The following is an 18,270-nucleotide window of genomic DNA, read 5'->3' as shown; positions in this document are numbered from 1 at the left end:
ACAACTCCCGCGGGCCGGACGGGGGTTCCGTTCGGGCGGACGGTTTCCCGTTCTCCCTTTCGAAGAGAGCCCGTGGGCTGACACACTCCGGAAGGTGCCTGACTTCGACTTCGACATGCTCGTCATCGGTTCCGGTCCGGGCGGTCAGAAGGCCGCCATCGCCGCGGCCAAGCTCGGCCGCCGGGTCGCCGTCGTCGACCGCCCCGACATGGTCGGTGGGGTCTCCATCCACACCGGCACCATCCCCTCCAAGACCCTGCGCGAGGCGGTGCTGTACCTCACCGGTCTCACCCAGCGCGATCTGTACGGGCAGAGCTACCGGCTGAAAGAGGACATCACCGTCGCCGATCTGACCGCGCGCACCCAGCACGTGGTCGGCCGGGAGGTCGACGTCATCCGCAGCCAGCTGTCCCGCAACCACGTCTCCCTCTACGCCGGCACGGGCCGATTCGTCGACCCGCACACGATCGGGCTGCGCGACGTCACCGGCCACGAGAGCCTGTTGAGCGCGGAGCACATCGTGATCGCCACCGGCACGCGGCCGGCCCGGCCGGACAGCGTCGAGTTCGACGGGCGCACGATCATGGACTCGGACAATGTGCTCACGCTCGAGCGGGTGCCGCGGTCCATGGTCATCGTGGGCGCCGGCGTGATCGGAATGGAATACGCCAGCATGTTCGCCGCGCTGGGCAGCAAGGTGACCGTGGTGGAAAGGCGCCCGGGGATGCTGGACCTGTGCGACGTCGAGGTCATCGAGTCGCTCAAGTACCACCTGCGGGACCTCGCCGTCACCTTCCGCTTCGGGGAGACCGTCGCCGCCGTGGAGCGGCACGCCCATGGCACCCTGACCGTCCTGGAGAGCGGCAAGAAGATCCCCGCCGACGCGGTGATGTACTCCGCGGGCCGCCAGGGGCTCACCGATGAACTCGACCTGGCCAAGGCGGGGCTGACCGCGGACCCGCGCGGCCGGATCCGCGTGGACGAGCACTACCGCACCGAGGTGCCGCACATCTACGCCGTCGGCGACGTCATCGGCTTCCCGGCGCTCGCCGCGACCTCGATGGAACAGGGCCGGGCCGCCGCGTACCACGCCTTCGGGGAGCCCGTCGGACGCATGCACCACCTCCAGCCGATCGGTATCTACACCATTCCGGAGATCAGCTTCGTGGGCCGGACGGAGGACCAACTCACCGAGGACTGCGTGCCGTTCGAGGTCGGCATAGCCCGCTACCGGGAACTGGCCCGGGGGCAGATCATCGGCGACTCCCACGGCATGCTCAAGCTGCTGGTCTCGCCCGAGGACCGCACGCTGCTCGGCGTGCACTGCTTCGGTGCGGGTGCCACCGAGCTGATCCACATCGGGCAGTCCGTGATGGGCTGCGGCGGCACGGTCGACTATCTGGTCGACGCGGTGTTCAACTACCCGACGCTGGCGGAGTCGTACAAGGTCGCGGCGCTCGACGCCACCAACAAGCTGCGGCAGATCGACCACCTGGAGGAGTGACCGAGGCGCGGAAGGGGCGCTTCCGGGGCGGGAGTTGGGCCCTCGCCCGGCGAGGGAGAATACCGGCTGGTCAATCTTGAAAGGTCAAAGAGGGCCGCTATCATCGCAGCCACACGCGGTGTGACCGACTGCCGACGCAGGGCTGATCGGAATTCACCGGTCTTTCTCTTCTCCTGGCCGGCCACTGACCCGAGGCCATCCCTCTACGGGTTCGAGGCGGGTCCCACACCCCCCACCCGTGCGCCGCGGGCCGGCCCGTCCGTGCGCGCGCACAACCGGAAAGCAGCACATCCATGAGCAAGAACAGGGGCAGAGGGCTGCAGGCCAATGCCCTCGGGACGTTCGACACCGTGGTCATGGCCGTCGCGGGCAGCGCACCCGCCTACTCGCTGGCCGCGACCACGGCGGCGCTGGTCGGCACGGTGGGCCTGGCCAGTCCGGCGGCCCTGCTGTACTGCGCGATACCCATGCTGGGCATCGCGCTGGCGTTCAGCTACCTGAGCCGGATCGATGTGAACGCGGGCGCCAGTTACTCCTGGGTGGGCCGCACCCTGCACCCGTTCCTGGGCTTCGTCAGCGGCTGGGCGCTGGTGGTCTCCGCGACCATCTTCATGGTGGCCGGTTCGCTGCCCGCCGGTTCGATGACGCTCGCGCTGTTCGACGAGAACCTCGCCGACGACACGGCCCTGTCGACGGTGATCGGCGCGGCCTGGTTCCTGATCATGCTGGGCGTGGTGCTCGGCGGCGCGCGGCTCACCGTCCGCGCGCAGCTGCTGATGTCCGGCGTCGAGCTGGTCGTTCTGGGCCTGTTCGCGGTGCTGGCGCTCTTCCACACCGGCGACGCCCGCGCCTTCGACTGGTCCTGGCTCGGCTTCTCCCACTTCGACGGGACGGCCGGGTTCGCCTCGGGCGCGCTGATCGCCGCGTTCTACTACTGGGGCTGGGACGTCACCAGCAACCTCAGCGAGGAGACCCGCGACAGCCGTCGTACGACCGGACTCGCGGGCCTGATCGGCGTGGGTGTCGTATTCCTGCTGTTCGAGGTGTTCACGATCGCGGTGAACGTGATCCTTTCCTCGAAACAGATCGAGGAGAACGACGCCAACGTGCTGGCCGTGCTCGGCGAGGAGGTCTGGCCCGGCTGGGGCGGCAAGCTGCTGATCGTCGCCGTGATGCTGTCCACCATCGCCACGCTGGAGACCACACTCATCCAGGTCACGCGCTCGCTGTTCGCGATGGGCCGCGACCGTACGATGCCGTCCGCGCTGGGCCGGGTGCACCGCACCTGGAACACGCCCTGGGTCGCCATCACCGTGGTCGGCGGCGTGGCGCTGGTGATGCTCATCGCCTCCAACGCCCTGGGCACGGTGGGCGACATCCTCTCCGACGCCATCTCGGCGATCGGACTGCAGATCGCCGTCTACTACGGTCTCGCGGGTCTCGCGGTGGTCGTCGCCTACCGCAAGACGCTGCTGAAGTCCGTGGGCAACCTCGTTCTCGGCGGGCTGTGGCCGCTGTTCGGCTCCCTGTTCATGTTCTGGATCTTCGTCGAGTCCCTGGGCGAGCTGAGCGGCGCGGCGATCGCGATCGGGCTCGGCGGTCTGGCCGTCGGGCTGGTCCCGATGCTCTGGTACTGGAAGCAGGGCAGCGACTACTACCGGCCCGCCAAGCTCGACGCGACGCGCACGGTCGAGGCCGGCTACATCCCCGACGACCGCACGGCCGCGCGGGCCGGCGCCTACGAGGGTCTCCCCACCGACTTCTGAGGGAGAGCCCGATGGCGCGCGACCGCTACACGCCCGACTTCGATCCCGACTGCGGGGACTCACCCCTCGGCTCGGCACGCCACGACATCGTGATCGGCCGCTGGCAGGGCCTGCGGGAACTGCTGCGGGCCACCGGCACCGACTGGCTCTCCCGGGGACACCGGATCCGGCAGCTCGCCCAGGCCTGCACGGGGAGTTCGACGGTCGAGTCCTGGCTGGCCGCCGAGCCCCACAGCGCCGACGCACTGGTGCTGCGGGCGGCCACGGAGACGGCCAGAGCCTTCACTCTGGCCATCGCCGCGGGCCGGGGGGTGCCGATCGACCGGGACCGTATCGACACCGCCGTACTGGCCTGTCTGCAGGCCACCGAGGCGTGGCCGGAGGACCCCACGCCCTGGATCTCGCTGATCTCGGTCGCGCGCCTGTATCCGGCAGGGGTGCGCCGGCAGGAACTGGCGCGCTGGTGGGACGAGTTGCACCGGCGCGATCCGTACAGCGTGGAGGGCCACCTCCAGGTGCTGCACTACTACTCCGCACGCTGGCACGGCACCCACGGCCTCATGTACGACTTCGCCCGCGACGCGGCCGGGGTCGCGCCGGACGGCTGCGCGCTGCCGGTGCTGGTGCAGTACGCCCGGGTCGAGGAGTACCGGTACGTCCTCGACGGCGCCCAGGGGCAGCACTCCGCGGTGGCGATGGGCCACCACTGGAGCCACGACGGCGCCGTCAGCGACGTACGCCGCAGCTGGCAGCGCTGGATCACGGGCCGGGGGGACGTTCCCGTCGCCCCGGGTGAGCTGCGTGACCTGAACTACCTGACCCATGCGGCCTGCCTCGCGGGTACGAAGGACATCGCGGCCGCGCTGCTGCGCCTGCAGGGCCGCAGGGTGACGCGTACTCCGTGGTCGTTCACGGGGGATCCGGAGAAGCAACTGGTGAAGTGGCGCAGTGACCTGCGGCTGCGCGGGTGATACCGCCCCTCGCCCATCGGTTCGCGGGTGGTGCGGCGCCGGCCCGGAGGCGGCCGTCCCACCGACCCTGATCCACTCCTGCCGCGTCATCGAGGTGCGGACGCGGTGCCAGGCCGAGCGCTTCGCCTCGGGCTGTGCCGGGAGGGGCGGAGCGGAATCAGGGGCGGCCGTCATCGGAAGGGTCTTTCCTTCGGTCGAACGTCGGCGGCTGCCGCCCACAGCCTTGCGCCCCTTCATCAGCACCTGCAACCCATATGCAGTAATGGCCGGTAAATGTGCGGGCAAAACCGGGGAGCCCGACCGGGAAACGATGGGGAATCGCCGACGGGGAACCGATGAGGAATCCATGGAGAACGAACCACCCCAGTTGGTCGTCTACAGTTACGTAGACCGTCTACAAAAATGTAGTCAGGACTGACCTGTTGTCGAACGAGACGAAAGCGGAGGGCCGGCGACTATGACCACTCCCCCACACCTGTCGTCGCAGCTCGCCGTCAATGTGCTGGACGCCCACTCGCTGCTGGCCGCCTTCGGCGTGCTGGGCGTCGGCGTGGTGATGTTCGCCGAGACGGGACTGCTGATCGGTTTCTTCCTGCCCGGCGACTCGCTGCTGTTCACGGCCGGCCTGCTGTGTTCCGGCACGGCCGACCGGGGCCTGAAGCTGTCGCTGGCGCCGCTGCTGGTCGCGGCGGCGGTGGGCGCGCTGGCCGGCTCGCAGTGCGGGTATCTGCTGGGCCGCAAGGCGGGCGGAGCCCTGCTCGTGCGCAGCCGCTCGGCCCGGCTGCACGAGGGTGCGCGACGCGCCGAGGAACTGCTGGAGCGGTACGGCCACGCGAAGGCGATCGTGCTGGCCCGCTTCGTCCCCGTCGTACGGACGGTGCTGAACCCGATGGCCGGGGCGCTCGGCGTGCCCGCCCGGAGCTTCACCCTGTGGCAGGTGACCGGCGGGCTCGTGTGGAGCGTCGGACTGACCCTCGCCGGGTATGCGCTCGGCTCCTCGATCACCGGTGTCGACAAGTACCTGCTGCCGGTGATCGCGCTGATCGTGGTGGTCTCGCTGCTCCCGCTCGCCGCCGAGGTGCTGCGCTCCCGCAAGGCAGCCAAGGAGGCCCGCGGATGATGCTCGCGTTCCAGGCTTCGTCGATCGACGGGGAGGCCTACCAGGACGTGGTGGAGGTGGCGCACCACTCGCCCGGATGGCTGGACCAGGTGGTGAGCACATGGGCGACGTACGGGCTTGCCGTCTTCGCGGTGCTCATGGTCGTGGGCTGGTGGCGGGCGCGCCGGGTGGGCGCGGCGGCGGCACTGACGGCGCTGGCCGTCCCCGCGGCCGTACTGGTGGCCTTCGCCGTGGATGCCGGGCTGAAGCTGGTGGTGCGGGAGGACCGGCCCTGTCAGAGCCTGCGTGTGAGCACGCTGGAGGTGTGTCCGGGGCCGGGCGACTGGTCGTTCCCGAGCAATCACGCGGCAATCGCCGCCGCGGCCGCGGTGGCCCTGTTCTTCGTCTCCCGGCGGCTGGGCGTCATGGCGGCGGTCGCGGCCTGCGCCATGGCGGCCTCGCGGGTCTGGGTCGGGGTCCACTATCCGCACGACGTGGTCGTGGGGGTGCTGGTCGGTGCGGCCGTCGCGTTCGCGTCGATGTCGGTGCTGCGGCGCGGGCCGAAGGACCTGGCCGGGCGGCTGTCCGCGACCTGGCTGCGCCCCGTCCTGGTGTCATGAACCGCAGAGGGCGGGTGTCATGAGCCGCAAGGGCGTCGCGGAACTCGCGGGCAGTGTCGGGCTCGGTGCCTGGACGGCATTCGTGGTGCTGACCATGGTCGTCGTCGGCAGCCATGGGGCTCCGCTGTTCCTGGACGGGGACCTGCTGTCCTGGTCGCTCGCCCACCGGCCGGACGTCGCGGTGGCGTTGGCCCGTGGGGTGACGGCCACGGGGACGGGGATCATCCCGTACGCGCTGGTGGTACTGGCCGGACTGTTCGTGGGCCGCACACCGCGCCGGCGGCTGGTCGCGGCCCTGTCGTGGGCCGTCTGCCTCGGTGCCGGTCAGGCCGTGCGGTACGGCGTGATGGAACTGGTCGCCAGGGCCCGCCCGCCGATGGCCGACTGGCAGACGCACGCCTCGGACTGGGCGTTTCCGTCCGGGCATGCCACCACGTCGGCGCTCACGGCCGGGTTGGTGATCCTCGCGATCTGGATACGCGCCCCGCGCGGCCGGACACCGATCTGCCTCGCCGTGGGCTGCTGGGCCGCGTTGGTCGGGCTGACCCGGGTCTTTCTCGGCGTGCACTGGTTCACCGACGTACTGGGCGGCTGGCTGTTCGCCGTGGGCTGGCTCGGGGTCTGCGTATGCGCGGCGGCCTGGTGGCTCCCCGCGGGGCTCATCGCGGACATGACCCCGCACCGGGATACGGCCGATGCGCCGCCGGAGGAGCACACACCCCGAGGTCCGGGTCGTCGATGACGATCACGCCCCGCGTGACGTTCCGCGACGCGCCCGGGGTGTGACACCGGGGCATGCCTCTGCGCTGTACGGAGTGGCCTGACGGGGCCCGTGGTGCTCGCTCCCCCCGAATGGACGAGTGACCACGCGCCGGGCAGGCAGGCGTCCCCCCGTCGTCTGCCTGCCCGGCGCGAACTTCCGGGCCTGGATCCGGTCGGCTTGACGGCCCGGGTAACCTGGGCACGCCGCACCCAAATGATCTTTAACGGTGATAATTCGGGTCTTTCGGTGTTCAGGTGTTGTCGTGAGTCGGGGTGGGTGCACACGTGCTGCTGGCGGACCGCTACGAGCTGGAAGAGCTACTGGGACGCGGCGCGATGGGCGAGGTGTGGCGGTCTGCCGACCAGGTCCTCGGACGCCCCGTCGCGGTCAAGCTCCTGCGGGCGGAAGAGGCGACGGACACGGAGCGGTTCCGGATGGAGGCGCAGATCGCGGGCCGCCTGAACCACCCCAATGTGGTGGGCGTGTACGACTTCGGCTCCTACGACGGTCAGCTGTACCTGGTCATGGAACTCGTCGACGGCTGGAGTCTGGCCCAGGAGCGCTCGCTGCGCGGCACGCTGGACCCGCGGGAGGCGGCCGCCGTCGCGGCGCAGGTGGCCGCGGGCCTGTCGGCCGCGCACCGCGAGGGGGTGATCCACCGGGACATCAAACCCGCCAACGTCATGCTGACCTCCGGTCGCGCCGCGAAGATCGCCGACTTCGGGATCGCCCGCTTCACCGGCGACGCCGGCAGCACGCTCACCGCCACCGGCAAGGTCCTCGGCACCGCAGACTATCTGGCCCCCGAGCGCGCCCTGGGACGCCCGGCACAGCCCGCCTCCGACGTCTACTCGCTCGGCTGCGTGCTGTACGAACTACTCACCGGGCAGCCCCCGTTCCGCGGCTCGACCTCGCTGGCCGTGGTGCAGCAGCACGTCGACGTCCAGCCCCCGCCGCCGACCCGACTGCGCCCGGAGATACCCCAGCTCCTCTCCGAGTATCTGCTGCACCTGCTCGCCAAGGATCCGGCGCACCGGCCGACCGCGGGGCAGGCGGCCAACTGGCTCGCCACGCAGGAGTGGACGCCTTCCAGCACGGAACCGGCCGACACCGCCGCCATGCCCGCTCCGATCGTCCCGTCTGCCGTGCCCCCGCAAACCGATGACGCCGACGCCCCGTACTCCCGGCAGCGCGGCTCCCGGAAACTGGCCTCGCGGGCCGTTCTGGGCGGTGCGGCCATCGCCGTGTTCGGCGCGGCCGTCGCCCTTGGCGCATCGCTCGGCTCGGGCGACAACGGCCCGTCGTCACCCGGTTCGCCCACCCCGGTGACCGTCAAGTCCGCACCTGTCGACGAGACTCCGAGCGCCGCGGCGACATCAGCCGCCCCGTCCCCCACGGAGCCGCAAGGAGGGGATCAGGAGGGCGACCAGGGCAACGGCGGGCACGGCAGGGACAAGCACAAGAAGGACCGAAACTCCGACGACTGAGCCGACACGGCCGAACCCGAACGCGCCGAAACGGCAACCCGCTACAGCGACTTGCGCCGGATCAGCAGGGCGAGCACCAGCAGGCCCGGGAGCAGGGGCAGCCAGACGGTCAGGAGGCGGTAGCCGAGCACCACGGACGCCGCCGTGGCGCCCGGGGCTCCGGAAGAGGTGAGCGCGAGGGCGAGGGCCGCGTCGAGGGAGCCGAGGCCGCCCGGGGTGGGCAGCAGGGCGGCGGCGCTGCTGGCGGCGAGGTACAGCAGTGCCACCCGGACCGGGGGCAGTGGGAGGGCGACGGCCCGGGTGACGGCGATCAGCACCAGGGAATGCAGGGCGGCGAAGGCCAGCGAGCCGCCCCACAGCGCGGCCGCGCGTCGTGGATCGGCGTGCGCGGCGCGGATGTCGGCGAGTACGGCCGCCAGAGCGCACCGGCACCGGGGCCACAGCGGGCTGTTGAGCAGGAGGATCACGAGGGCGGCCGCGGCGGGTACGGCGACGAGCGCGGCCGGGGGGACGTGCGGGATGCGCAGCAGGCCGGGGCAGGCCGGGGCGAGCGCCGCGATCAGCGCGCCGCGGGCCACCGCACCGGCCGTCGCCTTGACCGCGAGGGCGCTGGCCGAGCGGCCCGCCGGAAGTCCACAGCGCATCAGGAACCGCAGGTTGACCGCGCCCGCCCCGAGACCGGCGGGCAGGACGTGATTGGCGGCCGAGGCGGCGAACTGGGCGGCGACCAGGCGCCTGCCGGGCAGTGGCCGGGTGACCGCGCCCTGCTGGGCGAGTGCCGAGGACACCCAGGTCGCGACCGCCGCCGTGGCGCCCACCAGCAGCCAGCCCTGGTCCGCGACGGCCAGCCGCAGGGCCCCGGTGTGGAGCGCCGGCCAGTGCCGCAGCGCCAGGTAGGTCGCGCACATCAGGACGGCGAGACAGGCGGCGGCGTGCCAGTAGGCCCGGCGGCGGACGAGGGCGGGCGCGAGGTCCGTCGAGGACGTCATGAGCCGGCTGCCGGACCGGCGTAGTAGAGGCGGAGCGCGCCCAAGGGCACGAACTGCCAGTCGCGGGCGTAGGCGGGCGGGCGCCTGCCCGTGGTGACGAGCGCGGCGACCGGCATACGGCGTGCGGTCCCGGCGATGAGTGCCGCCGTGCTGTTGGCGTTGTGGCCCGTGGTCGCGGCGGAGGAGCAGCCGGCGTAGAACGCGATGGGGATCGCGTCGTGCCCGGTGACGAGGCAGGGCGGGCCGACGCCGAGGTGGTGCAGTTCGGCGGCGGTGCGGGCCCAGTCTCGGCGGGTGGCCGTGGTCCGGCCGACGGTGTGCTCCAGGACGGCGTACTGCACCGCCAGATGACCGGCGAGACCGAGCGCGACCAGGGTGACGGCCACCGGCCGCCAGGCTCGGCGGGGCGCGGTCACCAGGTGGACGAGCGCGTCGGCGACGGGGAGGGCGAGCAGGGCGTAGGCGGGCAGCAGGAAGCGGGGGGCCGCGTATCCGATCATGAACAGGTACGGGAATGCGGCCGTGGCGCCACAGGCCAGCGGCACGAGGGTGGCGGCGGTGCGGTGGGCCCGGACGGCGACGACCAGGCCGAGCACGGCGAACAGGGGCAGGACGAGCCACCAGACGGTGACCACGGGCTCGGGCATGGGCCCGGTGCACGGGCGGCACAGGGCCCGCCCGCCCAGGCTGCGCAGTTGGTCGGCGACGGCGACGTGCCAGCCGAGGCCGCCCTGGATCGCGGAGCCGTCCGAGAGCCGCTGCGCGAGGCCGCCGTAAGCGACGTACGCCTCGATCACCCACTCCGCGGCCCCGGACGCGAGCCCGGCCAGCAGGAAGGCGAGCGGGCGCCACAGCCGTCGGTACAGCGCGAGGGCGAGCAGGGGCAGGGTCGCCCAGACCGCGTCGGTGGGCCGCATCCACGCCATCAGCGCCCCGCTCGCGGCCAGGCCCCACAGTGCGGCGCGGTCGCGGCGGTCGGCGCCGGCCCGCAGGAAGCAGGCGGCAGCGGCGAGTGCGCCGACGGCGACCCAGTAGTTGGGCATGGCCTGTGGGCCGTAGAAGAGCGTCACCCAGAGCGAGGCGAACAGGCCGCCCGCCAGGGCCAGAACGCGGACGGGGAAGATGCCTCGCCATGCGCGCAGCGCCAGGAACAGGGCGATGCCGGACAGCAGGGCGAGGTAGATCCGCAGCAGTGCGGTGGACGACGACCAGGCGGTGATCGGCGCCACGAGCAAGGAGATGCCACGGGCGCGGGGTGCGCTGAAGTAGGCCGCCGGGGCCTGTGAGCTCAACTGGCTGACGTACACCGTCTCGTCCCAGCCGAGGCCCATCCCGGGGTGCACGATGAAGAGCTGGGCGAGGGTGAAGGCGGCGGCCACGGCGGCGAGGGGGCCTGTGGCGCGAGCGCCTCGGGTGCCGCCGGACACCTCTCCGGCTCGGCCGCGTCGGGCCCCGGCGAGCATGGCGTTCGTGCTGCCGGCCATCGTCCACCCCTCTGCCCCTACAGCGCGTAGGAGCCTCATCACCCTACAGCCTGTAGTGCTGAGGGCGGAAATCACGGAGAAAAGAGAAACGCGGAGAAGAAGAGAAATACGGGATTCACGAGAATCATGGTCAAACTAGCCCGCATCGGAGGAGTGTGCAGCAGGGGTACGGCCATACGAATGACGGCCCTACGCGCTGTAAGGTTGGGCCATGGCTGGCACAGGGTCCCGCGGCAGGGTGGAGCGGCGCAGCGCCGGGGAGCTGGAGAGCGAGGTCCTGGCCACGCTGTGGGCCACCGAGCGGCCGCTGACGCCCGCCGAGATCCAGGCGGAGCTCGACAGCGGACTGGCCTACAACACGGTGCACACCATCCTCAAGCGGCTGTACGACAAGAAACTCGTCCTGCGTGACGCGGCCGGGCGGCGCGGCGCGTACCGGCCCGCGAAGAACGCCGCGGAGCTGACCGCCGCGGCGATGCACGAGGCCCTGGACCGCGGCCCCGACCCGATCGCCGCACTGCAGCAGTTCGTGTCCGGGCTGAGCGCCGAGGAGGAGCGGGCACTGCGCGATCTGCTCGGCGGAGGCGGCGCATGAGGTTCGACGTCTACACCCCACTGCTGTTGGCCCTGCTGCTCCCCGCCGTCAGCCCGTTGATCGGCCGACGGGTGGCCCCCGCGCTCGCCGCGCGCGTCCTGGTCTGCGCGGCCGTCCTGACCGCGGCGGCCACCACCTGGTCCCTGGTCCTGCTCGCCACCGCGCTGCTCGGGGACGCGCCGCCGGTGGTCCGGGAGGCCCGCGAGGACGGGCACCGTATCGCCGATCCGGTGCCCGAGGTGATCGGGGTCGCCGCGTGTCTGGCCCTGGCCGTCGTCGCCTGGCGCGTGCACCGGGCCCTGCGGGCTGAGCGCCGCACACGCCGGGCGCTCCGACGGCTGTGCGAAGGGCAGTCGGCGGACACCGAGTTGATCGTCGCCGCGTCTTCCGTGCCGCAGGCCTTCGCGATCCCCGGCCGTCCGGGCCGGATCCTGGTCACCTCCGCCATGCTGTGCGCGCTCGAACCCGCGGAGCGCCGGGTCCTGCTCGCTCACGAGCGTGCCCATCTGACGGACCGGCACGGTCTGCTGGTGACCGCGGCCACGCTCGCCGCCGCGGCGAACCCCCTGCTCTCACCGGTCCGTGACGCCGTGGCCTTCCTCGTGGAACGCGGGGCGGACGAGCGGGCGGCGGACGCCGTCGGGGACCGTGCGACCACCGCCCGCGCCCTGGCCCGCGCCGCCCTCACCGCGGGCCGGGTCCGGCCCACGTGCGCGCTGCACTTCACCGACCGTGCCGTCACCCGCCGTATCGCGGCCCTCCAGACGGCCCCGCCGCCGCGTATGCGGTCGGCCGCCGCGGCCGTCCTCGCCCTGGGCGCCCTCCCGGCCCTCCTGGCCGCGGACGCGACGGGCGACCTGTACGGCCTGCTGGCGAGCGTGCTGACCTGACCTCGTGCACCGGAGCGGAGCGGCTACCGCGCTGATCCCGCTCAGCCGCTGTTCGGGCCGCGGTGCGGTGGCTGTTCGGGGGCCGGGCGGAGCGGCGTGGCGGGTACCGGGCGCACGGCGGGGCCGTCGGTGTCGAGGGTGAGCGGGTCGCCGTGATGGTGGATCGTCAGCGGCTCACCGTCCAGGAGCGTGTAGACGGCCTTGTCGGCCTCGATCTCCACCCGCAGCCGACGGCCGAGGAACTCCAGGCCGAAGGCCAGCCGCCGGAATTTCTCCGGCAGCCGCGGGGCGAACCGCAGCCCGTCGCCGGACCGGCGCAGCCCGCCGAACCCCGCCACCAGCACCATCCAGGTGCCGGCCAGGGACGCGATGTGCAGTCCGTCCCGGGTGTTGTGCTCGAGGTCCTCCAGGTCCATCAGGGCGGCCTCGGCCGCGTAGTCGTAGGCGAGCCGCAGATGGCCCGCCTGTGCGGCGATGACCCCCTGGCAGCACGCGGACAGCGAGGAGTCCCGTACGGTCAGCGGCTCGTAGTAGGCGAAGTTGCGGGCGATGTGGTCGTCGTCGAAGAACGCGCCGCAGGTGTACATGGCCAGCACCAGGTCGGCCTGCTTGACGACCTGCTTGCGGTAGAGGTCGAAGTACGGGAAGTTCAGCAGCAGCGGGTACTGGTCGGGGCGGGTGCCGGCGAAGTCCCAGCGCTGGTAGCGGGTGAACCCGGCGTGCTGTTCGTGGACGCCCAGTTCGCGGTTGTAGGGGAGGTGCACGGCCTCGGCGGCGTCCCGCCAGGCGGCGCTCTCCTCCTCGTCGACGCCGAGCCGGTCGGCCTCCTGCGGATACCGGGCGACGGCGTCGGCCGCCGCGAGCAGGTTCGCGCGCGCCATCAGATTCGTGTACGTGTTGTCGTCGGCGACCGCGCTGTACTCGTCGGGGCCGGTGACGCCGTCGATGTGGAAGGCGCCGTGCGGGTCGTGGTGGCCCAGCGACCGCCACAGCCGGGCCGTCTCCACCAACAGCTCGACACCGGCCTCCCGCTCGAAGTCCGTGTCCCCCGTGGCCTCGACATAGCGGAGGACCGCGTCGGCTATGTCGGCGTTCACATGGAAGGCCGCGGTACCGGCCGGCCAGTACGCCGACCCTTCGGAGCCCTCGATGGTCCGCCAGGGGAACGCTGCGCCGTCCAGGCCGAGCTGGGTCGCCCGCTCCCGGGCCGCGGGCAGCGTGTTGTGCCGCCAGCGCAGCGCCTCGGCGACGGTCGCCGGGGCGGTGTAGGTGAGGACGGGCAGCACGAACATCTCGGTGTCCCAGAAGGCGTGCCCGTCGTATCCGGACCCGGTCAGCCCCTTGGCCGGGATCGCTCGCTGCTCGGCGCGGGCCCCTGCCTGCAGGACGTGGAACAGGGCGAACCGGACGGCCTGCTGGATCTCCTCGTCGCCGTCCACCTCGATGTCCGCGCGGCCCCAGAAGTCGTCCAGAAAGGCGCGCTGTTCGTCCAGCAGCCCCTGCCAGCCGTCGTGCGCGGCGGCGGCCAGGGCGGCGTCCACCTGGTCGGCCATGGCGGGCAGGGAGCGGTTGCCGGACCAGCCGTGGGCGACGAACTTCTCCACGCGCAGCCGTTGTCCCGGCTCCAGTACGGAGGTGACGGTCAGCCGGGCCACGTCCGTGTCGCTCTCGCTCCGGGTCGTGGTCCGCTCGGGGCCGGTGACGACATGGTCGGCGGCCGCCGCCACGCGCAGACCGCTGCGCCGGGTGCGGTGCACCAGCCGCAGCCGCAGCCCGGAGGCGAAGTCGTCCTCCTGTTCCAGCGGCGAGTGGAGGGCGAGCGCGGCGCGCGGGTCGCCGTTGGATCCGGGCAGTTGCTCGTTGGCGACCAGCTCCGACTGGATCACCACCCGGGAGCGGCCGCCGACGGCCTCCACCTCGTACGCCACGGCCGCCACCGCCCGCTGGGTGAGCGACACCAGCCGGGTGGAGCGCACCCGGACCGTCGAACCCGCCGGGGAGGTCCACTCGCAGGTCCGCTCCAGTACGCCCCGGCGCAGGTCCAGCGTGCGTTCGTGGGCGACGAGCCGGCCGTAGCGCAGGTCGAACGGTTCGTCGTCGACCAGCAGCCGCAGGATCTTGCCGTTGGTGACGTTGATGACCGTCTGGCCGGACTCCGGATAGCCGTAGCCCGCCTCGGCGTACGGCAGCGGATGCACCTCGTGCACACCGTTGAGATAGCTGCCGGGCAGGCCGTGCGGCTCGCCCTCGTCGAGGTTTCCGCGCCAGCCGACATGGCCGTTGGACAGGGCGAACACGGACTCGCTCTGCGCGAGGACGTCCAGGTTGAGGTCCGTCTCGCGCACCGCCCACGGTTCGACCGTGTACGCCCGGTGGGTGATCACTGCTTGCCTCCCAGCTCGGCGAGGTCCTCGACGACGGTGTCCGCGCCGTGCGCGTACAGCGCGGCGGCCTGTCCGACGCGGTCGACGCCGACGACGTATCCGAAGCTGCCCGCGCGGCCCGCGTCCATGCCGGCCAGCGCGTCCTCGAAGACGGCTGCCGCGGAGGGCTCGACGCCGAGGTCGCGGGCGGCGGCGAGGAAGGTGTCCGGGTGCGGTTTGCCGGGCAGCTTACGTTCGCTCGCGACGATCCCGTCGATCCGTACGTCGAAGAGGTGCTCGGCGCCGACGGAACGCAGTACGTCACGGCAGTTGGCGCTGGAGGAGACGATCGCGGTGCGCAGCCCGTGGGCGCGGACGGCCTCGAGGTAGCGCAGGGTGCCCTCGTAGGCCTCGACGCCAAAGGTGCGGATCTTCGCCAGGAGCAGGTCGTTCTTGCGGTTGCCGAGGCCGTGGACGGTGCGGGCGTCGGGCGGGTCGTCGGGGGCGCCCTCGGGCAGTGCGATGCCGCGGGAGTCGAGGAAGGCACGGACCCCGTCGGCGCGTGGACGTCCGTCGACGTACTCGTCGTACTCCGCGTCGGCGTCGAACGGCCGGCCCCGCTGGCCGTCGTAGTCGCGCAGGAACGCGTCGAACGTCTCCTTCCAGGCGGCCGCGTGGACGACGGCCGTCTTGGTGACGACCCCGTCGAGGTCGAAGAGACAGGCCAGGATGGTGTCGGGCAGACCGAGCTCAGTCATACCCAGCACCCTTCCCCCGACGGGTGGCTTCCAGTGGGTGGCGAAGGCCACAGGGCGGGAACCCGGAACGGGCTGCGGTGCGACACTCTCCTGCGTGTCCCTGACTTTCGACGATCTGCTCGCCCGCGCCCGCCGCCTCGCCGAGCGCGGATCACGCGCTCTCCTCGGCATCACGGGCAGCCCCGGTTCGGGCAAGACGAGCCTCGCCGAGCACCTGGTCCGCGCACTGAACGGCACCGGCGCACCCTGGGTGGCGCAGGTCCCCATGGACGGCTTCCACCTCGCCGACGTCGAACTGGACCGGCTGGGCCGCCGCGACCGCAAGGGCGCGCCGGACACCTTCGACGCGGCGGGATACGCGGCGCTGCTGCGGCGGCTGCGCGAGGAGACCGACGAGGTGGTGTACGCGCCGGGATTCGAGCGGGTGCTGGAACAGCCGATCGCGGGCGCGATCCCGGTGCCGCCGACGGCCCGGCTGGTGGTGACGGAGGGCAACTACCTGCTGCTGGAGGCGGGTTCCTGGGCCCGGGTGCGGCCCTGCCTGGACGAGGTGTGGTTCTGCGAGATCGACGAGGACGAGCGGATCCGCCGACTGGTCGCCCGGCACGAGGAGTTCGGCAAGGAGCACGAGGCCGCCGTGGCCTGGGTCCTGGGCACGGACCAGCGCAACGCGGACCTCGTCGCGACGACACGGGAGCGGGCGGATCTGGTGGTGCGGGACGTCGTAGGGTGGCCGGATGGGATTGGACATCACGGTACTGGCCCTGGGCTGGGGGGAGTTGAAGCGGACCCCGGCCGCTGAGCGCGACATCCTGCTCTACGAGGCCGCTTGCCCGGACGATGCTCCCCTGGACGCGGAGCCGGAGGTGGGCTGGGTGTTCCCCGCGTCGCCGAGGGTGCTCTGGTCCGGTCGGTACGAGTTCCATGGCACCCTCGGCTCGTACAAGCCGCACTTCTGGGCGGCGAACGGCTGGGACACCGCCCGCCGGTACGCCGATCCCGCGCTGCGGGAGCCGCTGGACGCGTTTCTGCACGGTCTGATCTGGTGGGGAGAAGACCTGGAAGACGAGGACGACGATCCGGAACCCGGCGTCTTCGCCTCGGACCCCACCCCATGGCGCCCGCACGGACTCGTGGTGCCTCCGCGTACCGTGCCCGCCCTCGCCGCCCACTGGACGCGCGCCGAACCCCTGCTGGACGGCCTGGGCGAGGCATACGACCGGCACGCGGCCCGGGACGGCTGGATTCGGGACTTCGACGAGTTCGCGGCGCTTGTCCGGGAGTGGGCCGTCGTCGTCGCCGAAACCGGACGACGTGGCTGGGGACTGATCGGGCTGACCGGCTGAGCGTCTCCTCAGACGACCGCGCTCAACGTCAACTCCGGTTCCGCGTGGGCGTCGCCCGCCGGGTCCCCGATGACGGCGGTGAAGGCTTGTGTCCGTACGATCAGCCCCTCCTCTCCCCACTCGAAGGACACGGGCAGCGGCTCCGCGGAGCCGTACCGGGCCGCGAAGACGTGCAGGTCCTCCGGTCCGCCCGGCGCCGGGCCCGCCTCCAGGGCCGTCGAGCTCACCAGATGCCGCCAGCCCTCGTCGGGGTTGCCGTAGCCGCGCGGGTCGGCCGCGAGCGCGAACGCCGCCTGTTCCTGCGTGATGTCGGCACGGGCGTCGAAGTGGTCCTTGCCCCGCGCCTCCGGATGCGTCAGACGCAGCGCGCCCGCCGAGGTCACCTCGCCCTCGGCGACGCGGCGCACCCGGTCGCCGTCGTCCACCGCGTACGGCAGCCCGGCCAGCAGATACGGCGCCCCGTCGAGCCGCTCGACCGCCACGGTCACCCACAGGCTCGTGCCGTCCGTGACATACAGGGACCGCACATGGCGCAGCACATGGTCGCGGCCGACGACCGGCTTGGTGACCAGCTTGGCCGTCAGTCCGTCGGCGCGTACGTCCCGGACGCGGACCTCGCCCATGGGGCGGCACAGCAGGAATCCGTCGGTGACGGGGCCGAAGCCGTGCTGCCTGTTGACCGCCGCAGGGAGGTAGTACGTCCCGGCCGCCTCGATCAGCGACGGGGTCATACGGCCGTCGAAGGCCACCGACACGGTGCCCGCGCGCAGTTGATGCCGAGAGGTCGAGGTGGACGGCGTACGGTGCCAGCGCGCGGTGTCCTGGATCTGCCACACCAGCATCCACGCGAAGTGGCCGTCCACCACCGGGCTGCCCTCCGGGTACGTGCTGCTCGACGGCGCCGAGCAGTGGGGCCGGCTCAACCTCTTCGCGGCGGCGGACGGTTACGGTGCCTTCGACTCCGACGTCACGGTCACGCTGGACGCGGCCGCCGGGGGCTTCGCCGCCGCCGACAACTGGCGCAACGACATCGACGGGTGCGGCGCTCTGACCAAGCGGGGCACCGGCACGCTGACGCTGACCGGCCGCAACCGGTACACGGGCGGGCGTACTGGGCGCGGGCACGCTGGTGGCCGGGGCGGAGGACGCGCTGGGCCACGGTGATGTGCGGGTCTCGGGCGGAACGCTGCGGGTGGACGAGCGCCTGCGGGTCCGGGGTGTCTACGCACAGGACTCCGGCACGCTGGAGCTCACGCTGCGCGCCGGCCGCAAGGCGCCCCTCGTGGTCAAGCACCGGGCGGTGCTGGGCCGGGGCACCGTGCTGTCGCCGCGCCTCGACGCCGAGCACCTGCGGTCGCGGGCAGCACGGTGCCGGTCGTGGACGTTCCCATGCTGAGCGGCCAGTTCGACCGCGTCGAGGTGAACTCCGACCGGCTCCGGGCCGTACCGGTCCATACGGCAGAGGGTCTGTCGGTACGACTCGTGAAGCGGTGACGCGCCTGGTGGCGGGAGCGCTGCGACAGTAGGGCCATGACACGGCAACTGATCGCTCCCGCCACTCTGCGGCGGCTGTCGGCGCAGGGCGGATGATGGCGCGGGAACAGCAACCGGTCCTCGAACCCGAGGTCCGTGACG

At 72.2% G+C, this 18,270-nt stretch carries 15 protein-coding genes and 2 pseudogenes; 12 read left to right on the top strand and 5 right to left on the bottom strand.

The genetic code is table 11. From position 1 onward, the window contains the following. The first annotated feature begins 94 nt into the window (after window positions 1–94). From sthA to N8I87_RS36655, 7 genes are all read left to right on the top strand, one after another. Window positions 95–1,504, top strand: a complete 1,410-nt coding sequence (sthA, locus tag N8I87_RS36685) for a Si-specific NAD(P)(+) transhydrogenase (RefSeq protein WP_263215161.1) — start codon at window positions 95–97, stop codon at window positions 1,502–1,504. A gap of 293 nt (window positions 1,505–1,797) precedes the next feature. Continuing rightward, entirely contained in the window at window positions 1,798–3,270 is a 1,473-nt protein-coding gene (locus N8I87_RS36680; protein ID WP_263215160.1) for an APC family permease, read from the top strand. Between the two features lie 11 nt (window positions 3,271–3,281). Continuing rightward, a complete protein-coding gene (locus tag N8I87_RS36675; RefSeq protein ID WP_263215159.1) occupies window positions 3,282–4,241 on the top strand; it encodes a hypothetical protein in 960 nt (319 codons plus the stop codon). A 457-nt stretch (window positions 4,242–4,698) separates the two neighbouring features. After that, on the top strand, window positions 4,699–5,361 hold the full coding sequence (locus N8I87_RS36670) for a DedA family protein (protein ID WP_263215158.1): 663 nt from the start codon (window positions 4,699–4,701) through the stop codon (window positions 5,359–5,361). Beyond that, window positions 5,358–5,960 carry a phosphatase PAP2 family protein gene (locus N8I87_RS36665; protein WP_263215157.1) on the top strand — a complete coding sequence of 201 codons (603 nt, stop codon included), beginning with the start codon at window positions 5,358–5,360 and terminating at the stop codon, window positions 5,958–5,960. The genes N8I87_RS36670 and N8I87_RS36665 overlap by 4 nt, the downstream gene beginning before the upstream one ends. 19 nt (window positions 5,961–5,979) lie before the next feature. After that, a complete protein-coding gene (locus N8I87_RS36660; RefSeq protein WP_263215156.1) occupies window positions 5,980–6,702 on the top strand; it encodes a phosphatase PAP2 family protein in 723 nt (240 codons plus the stop codon). Window positions 6,703–6,995: 293 nt separating this feature from the next. Further along, window positions 6,996–8,210, top strand: a complete 1,215-nt coding sequence (locus N8I87_RS36655) for a protein kinase domain-containing protein (RefSeq protein ID WP_263215155.1) — start codon at window positions 6,996–6,998, stop codon at window positions 8,208–8,210. A 41-nt stretch (window positions 8,211–8,251) separates the two neighbouring features. On the opposite strand, the gene N8I87_RS36650 is transcribed toward N8I87_RS36655, so the two are convergent. Both N8I87_RS36650 and N8I87_RS36645 read right to left on the bottom strand, forming a co-directional pair. After that, window positions 8,252–9,199 (bottom strand): lysylphosphatidylglycerol synthase domain-containing protein, encoded by a 948-nt coding sequence (locus tag N8I87_RS36650; RefSeq protein WP_263215154.1) that lies wholly within the window; start codon window positions 9,197–9,199, stop codon window positions 8,252–8,254. After that, window positions 9,196–10,683: a hypothetical protein gene (locus N8I87_RS36645; RefSeq protein ID WP_263215153.1), complete on the bottom strand. Its 1,488-nt coding sequence runs from the start codon at window positions 10,681–10,683 to the stop codon at window positions 9,196–9,198. The genes N8I87_RS36650 and N8I87_RS36645 overlap by 4 nt, the downstream gene beginning before the upstream one ends. Before the next feature lie 211 nt (window positions 10,684–10,894). On the opposite strand from N8I87_RS36645, the gene N8I87_RS36640 reads away from it, so the two are divergent. After that, the gene (locus tag N8I87_RS36640; RefSeq protein ID WP_263215152.1) at window positions 10,895–11,278 is read left to right on the top strand and encodes a BlaI/MecI/CopY family transcriptional regulator; all 384 of its coding nucleotides are present in this window, start codon (window positions 10,895–10,897) and stop codon (window positions 11,276–11,278) included. After that, on the top strand, window positions 11,275–12,168 hold the full coding sequence (locus N8I87_RS36635) for a M48 family metalloprotease (RefSeq protein ID WP_263215151.1): 894 nt from the start codon (window positions 11,275–11,277) through the stop codon (window positions 12,166–12,168). The genes N8I87_RS36640 and N8I87_RS36635 overlap by 4 nt, the downstream gene beginning before the upstream one ends. Before the next feature lie 41 nt (window positions 12,169–12,209). Here the strand turns inward: N8I87_RS36635 and N8I87_RS36630 are convergent, their stop codons facing one another. Next, a complete protein-coding gene (locus tag N8I87_RS36630; protein ID WP_263215150.1) occupies window positions 12,210–14,552 on the bottom strand; it encodes a glycoside hydrolase family 65 protein in 2,343 nt (780 codons plus the stop codon). Further along, window positions 14,549–15,289 (bottom strand): HAD family hydrolase, encoded by a 741-nt coding sequence (locus N8I87_RS36625; RefSeq protein ID WP_263215149.1) that lies wholly within the window; start codon window positions 15,287–15,289, stop codon window positions 14,549–14,551. The genes N8I87_RS36630 and N8I87_RS36625 overlap by 4 nt, the downstream gene beginning before the upstream one ends. 94 nt (window positions 15,290–15,383) lie before the next feature. Between N8I87_RS36625 and N8I87_RS36620 the strand changes: the two genes are divergently transcribed. Both N8I87_RS36620 and N8I87_RS36615 read left to right on the top strand, forming a co-directional pair. After that, a complete protein-coding gene (locus N8I87_RS36620) occupies window positions 15,384–16,091 on the top strand; it encodes a nucleoside/nucleotide kinase family protein (protein WP_263215148.1) in 708 nt (235 codons plus the stop codon). After that, on the top strand, window positions 16,027–16,635 hold the full coding sequence (locus N8I87_RS36615) for a hypothetical protein (RefSeq protein ID WP_263215147.1): 609 nt from the start codon (window positions 16,027–16,029) through the stop codon (window positions 16,633–16,635). The genes N8I87_RS36620 and N8I87_RS36615 overlap by 65 nt, the downstream gene beginning before the upstream one ends. 8 nt (window positions 16,636–16,643) lie before the next feature. On the opposite strand, the pseudogene N8I87_RS36610 reads toward N8I87_RS36615, so the two are convergent. Then, a pseudogene (locus N8I87_RS36610) lies at window positions 16,644–17,498 on the bottom strand (hypothetical protein); the annotation flags it as partial. Between N8I87_RS36610 and N8I87_RS44540 the strand changes: the two are divergent. Further along, window positions 17,497–18,129 (top strand): annotated as a pseudogene (locus N8I87_RS44540) (autotransporter-associated beta strand repeat-containing protein); the annotation flags it as partial. The pseudogenes N8I87_RS36610 and N8I87_RS44540 sit on opposite strands and share 2 nt — an antisense overlap. Window positions 18,130–18,270: the final 141 nt, after the last annotated feature.

Origin of the sequence: Streptomyces sp. HUAS 15-9 (genome assembly GCF_025642155.1) — a bacterium.
In the GTDB taxonomy this organism is placed as follows: Bacteria; Actinomycetota; Actinomycetes; order Streptomycetales; family Streptomycetaceae; genus Streptomyces.
This window is presented reverse-complemented; position numbering and strand designations above follow the sequence as displayed.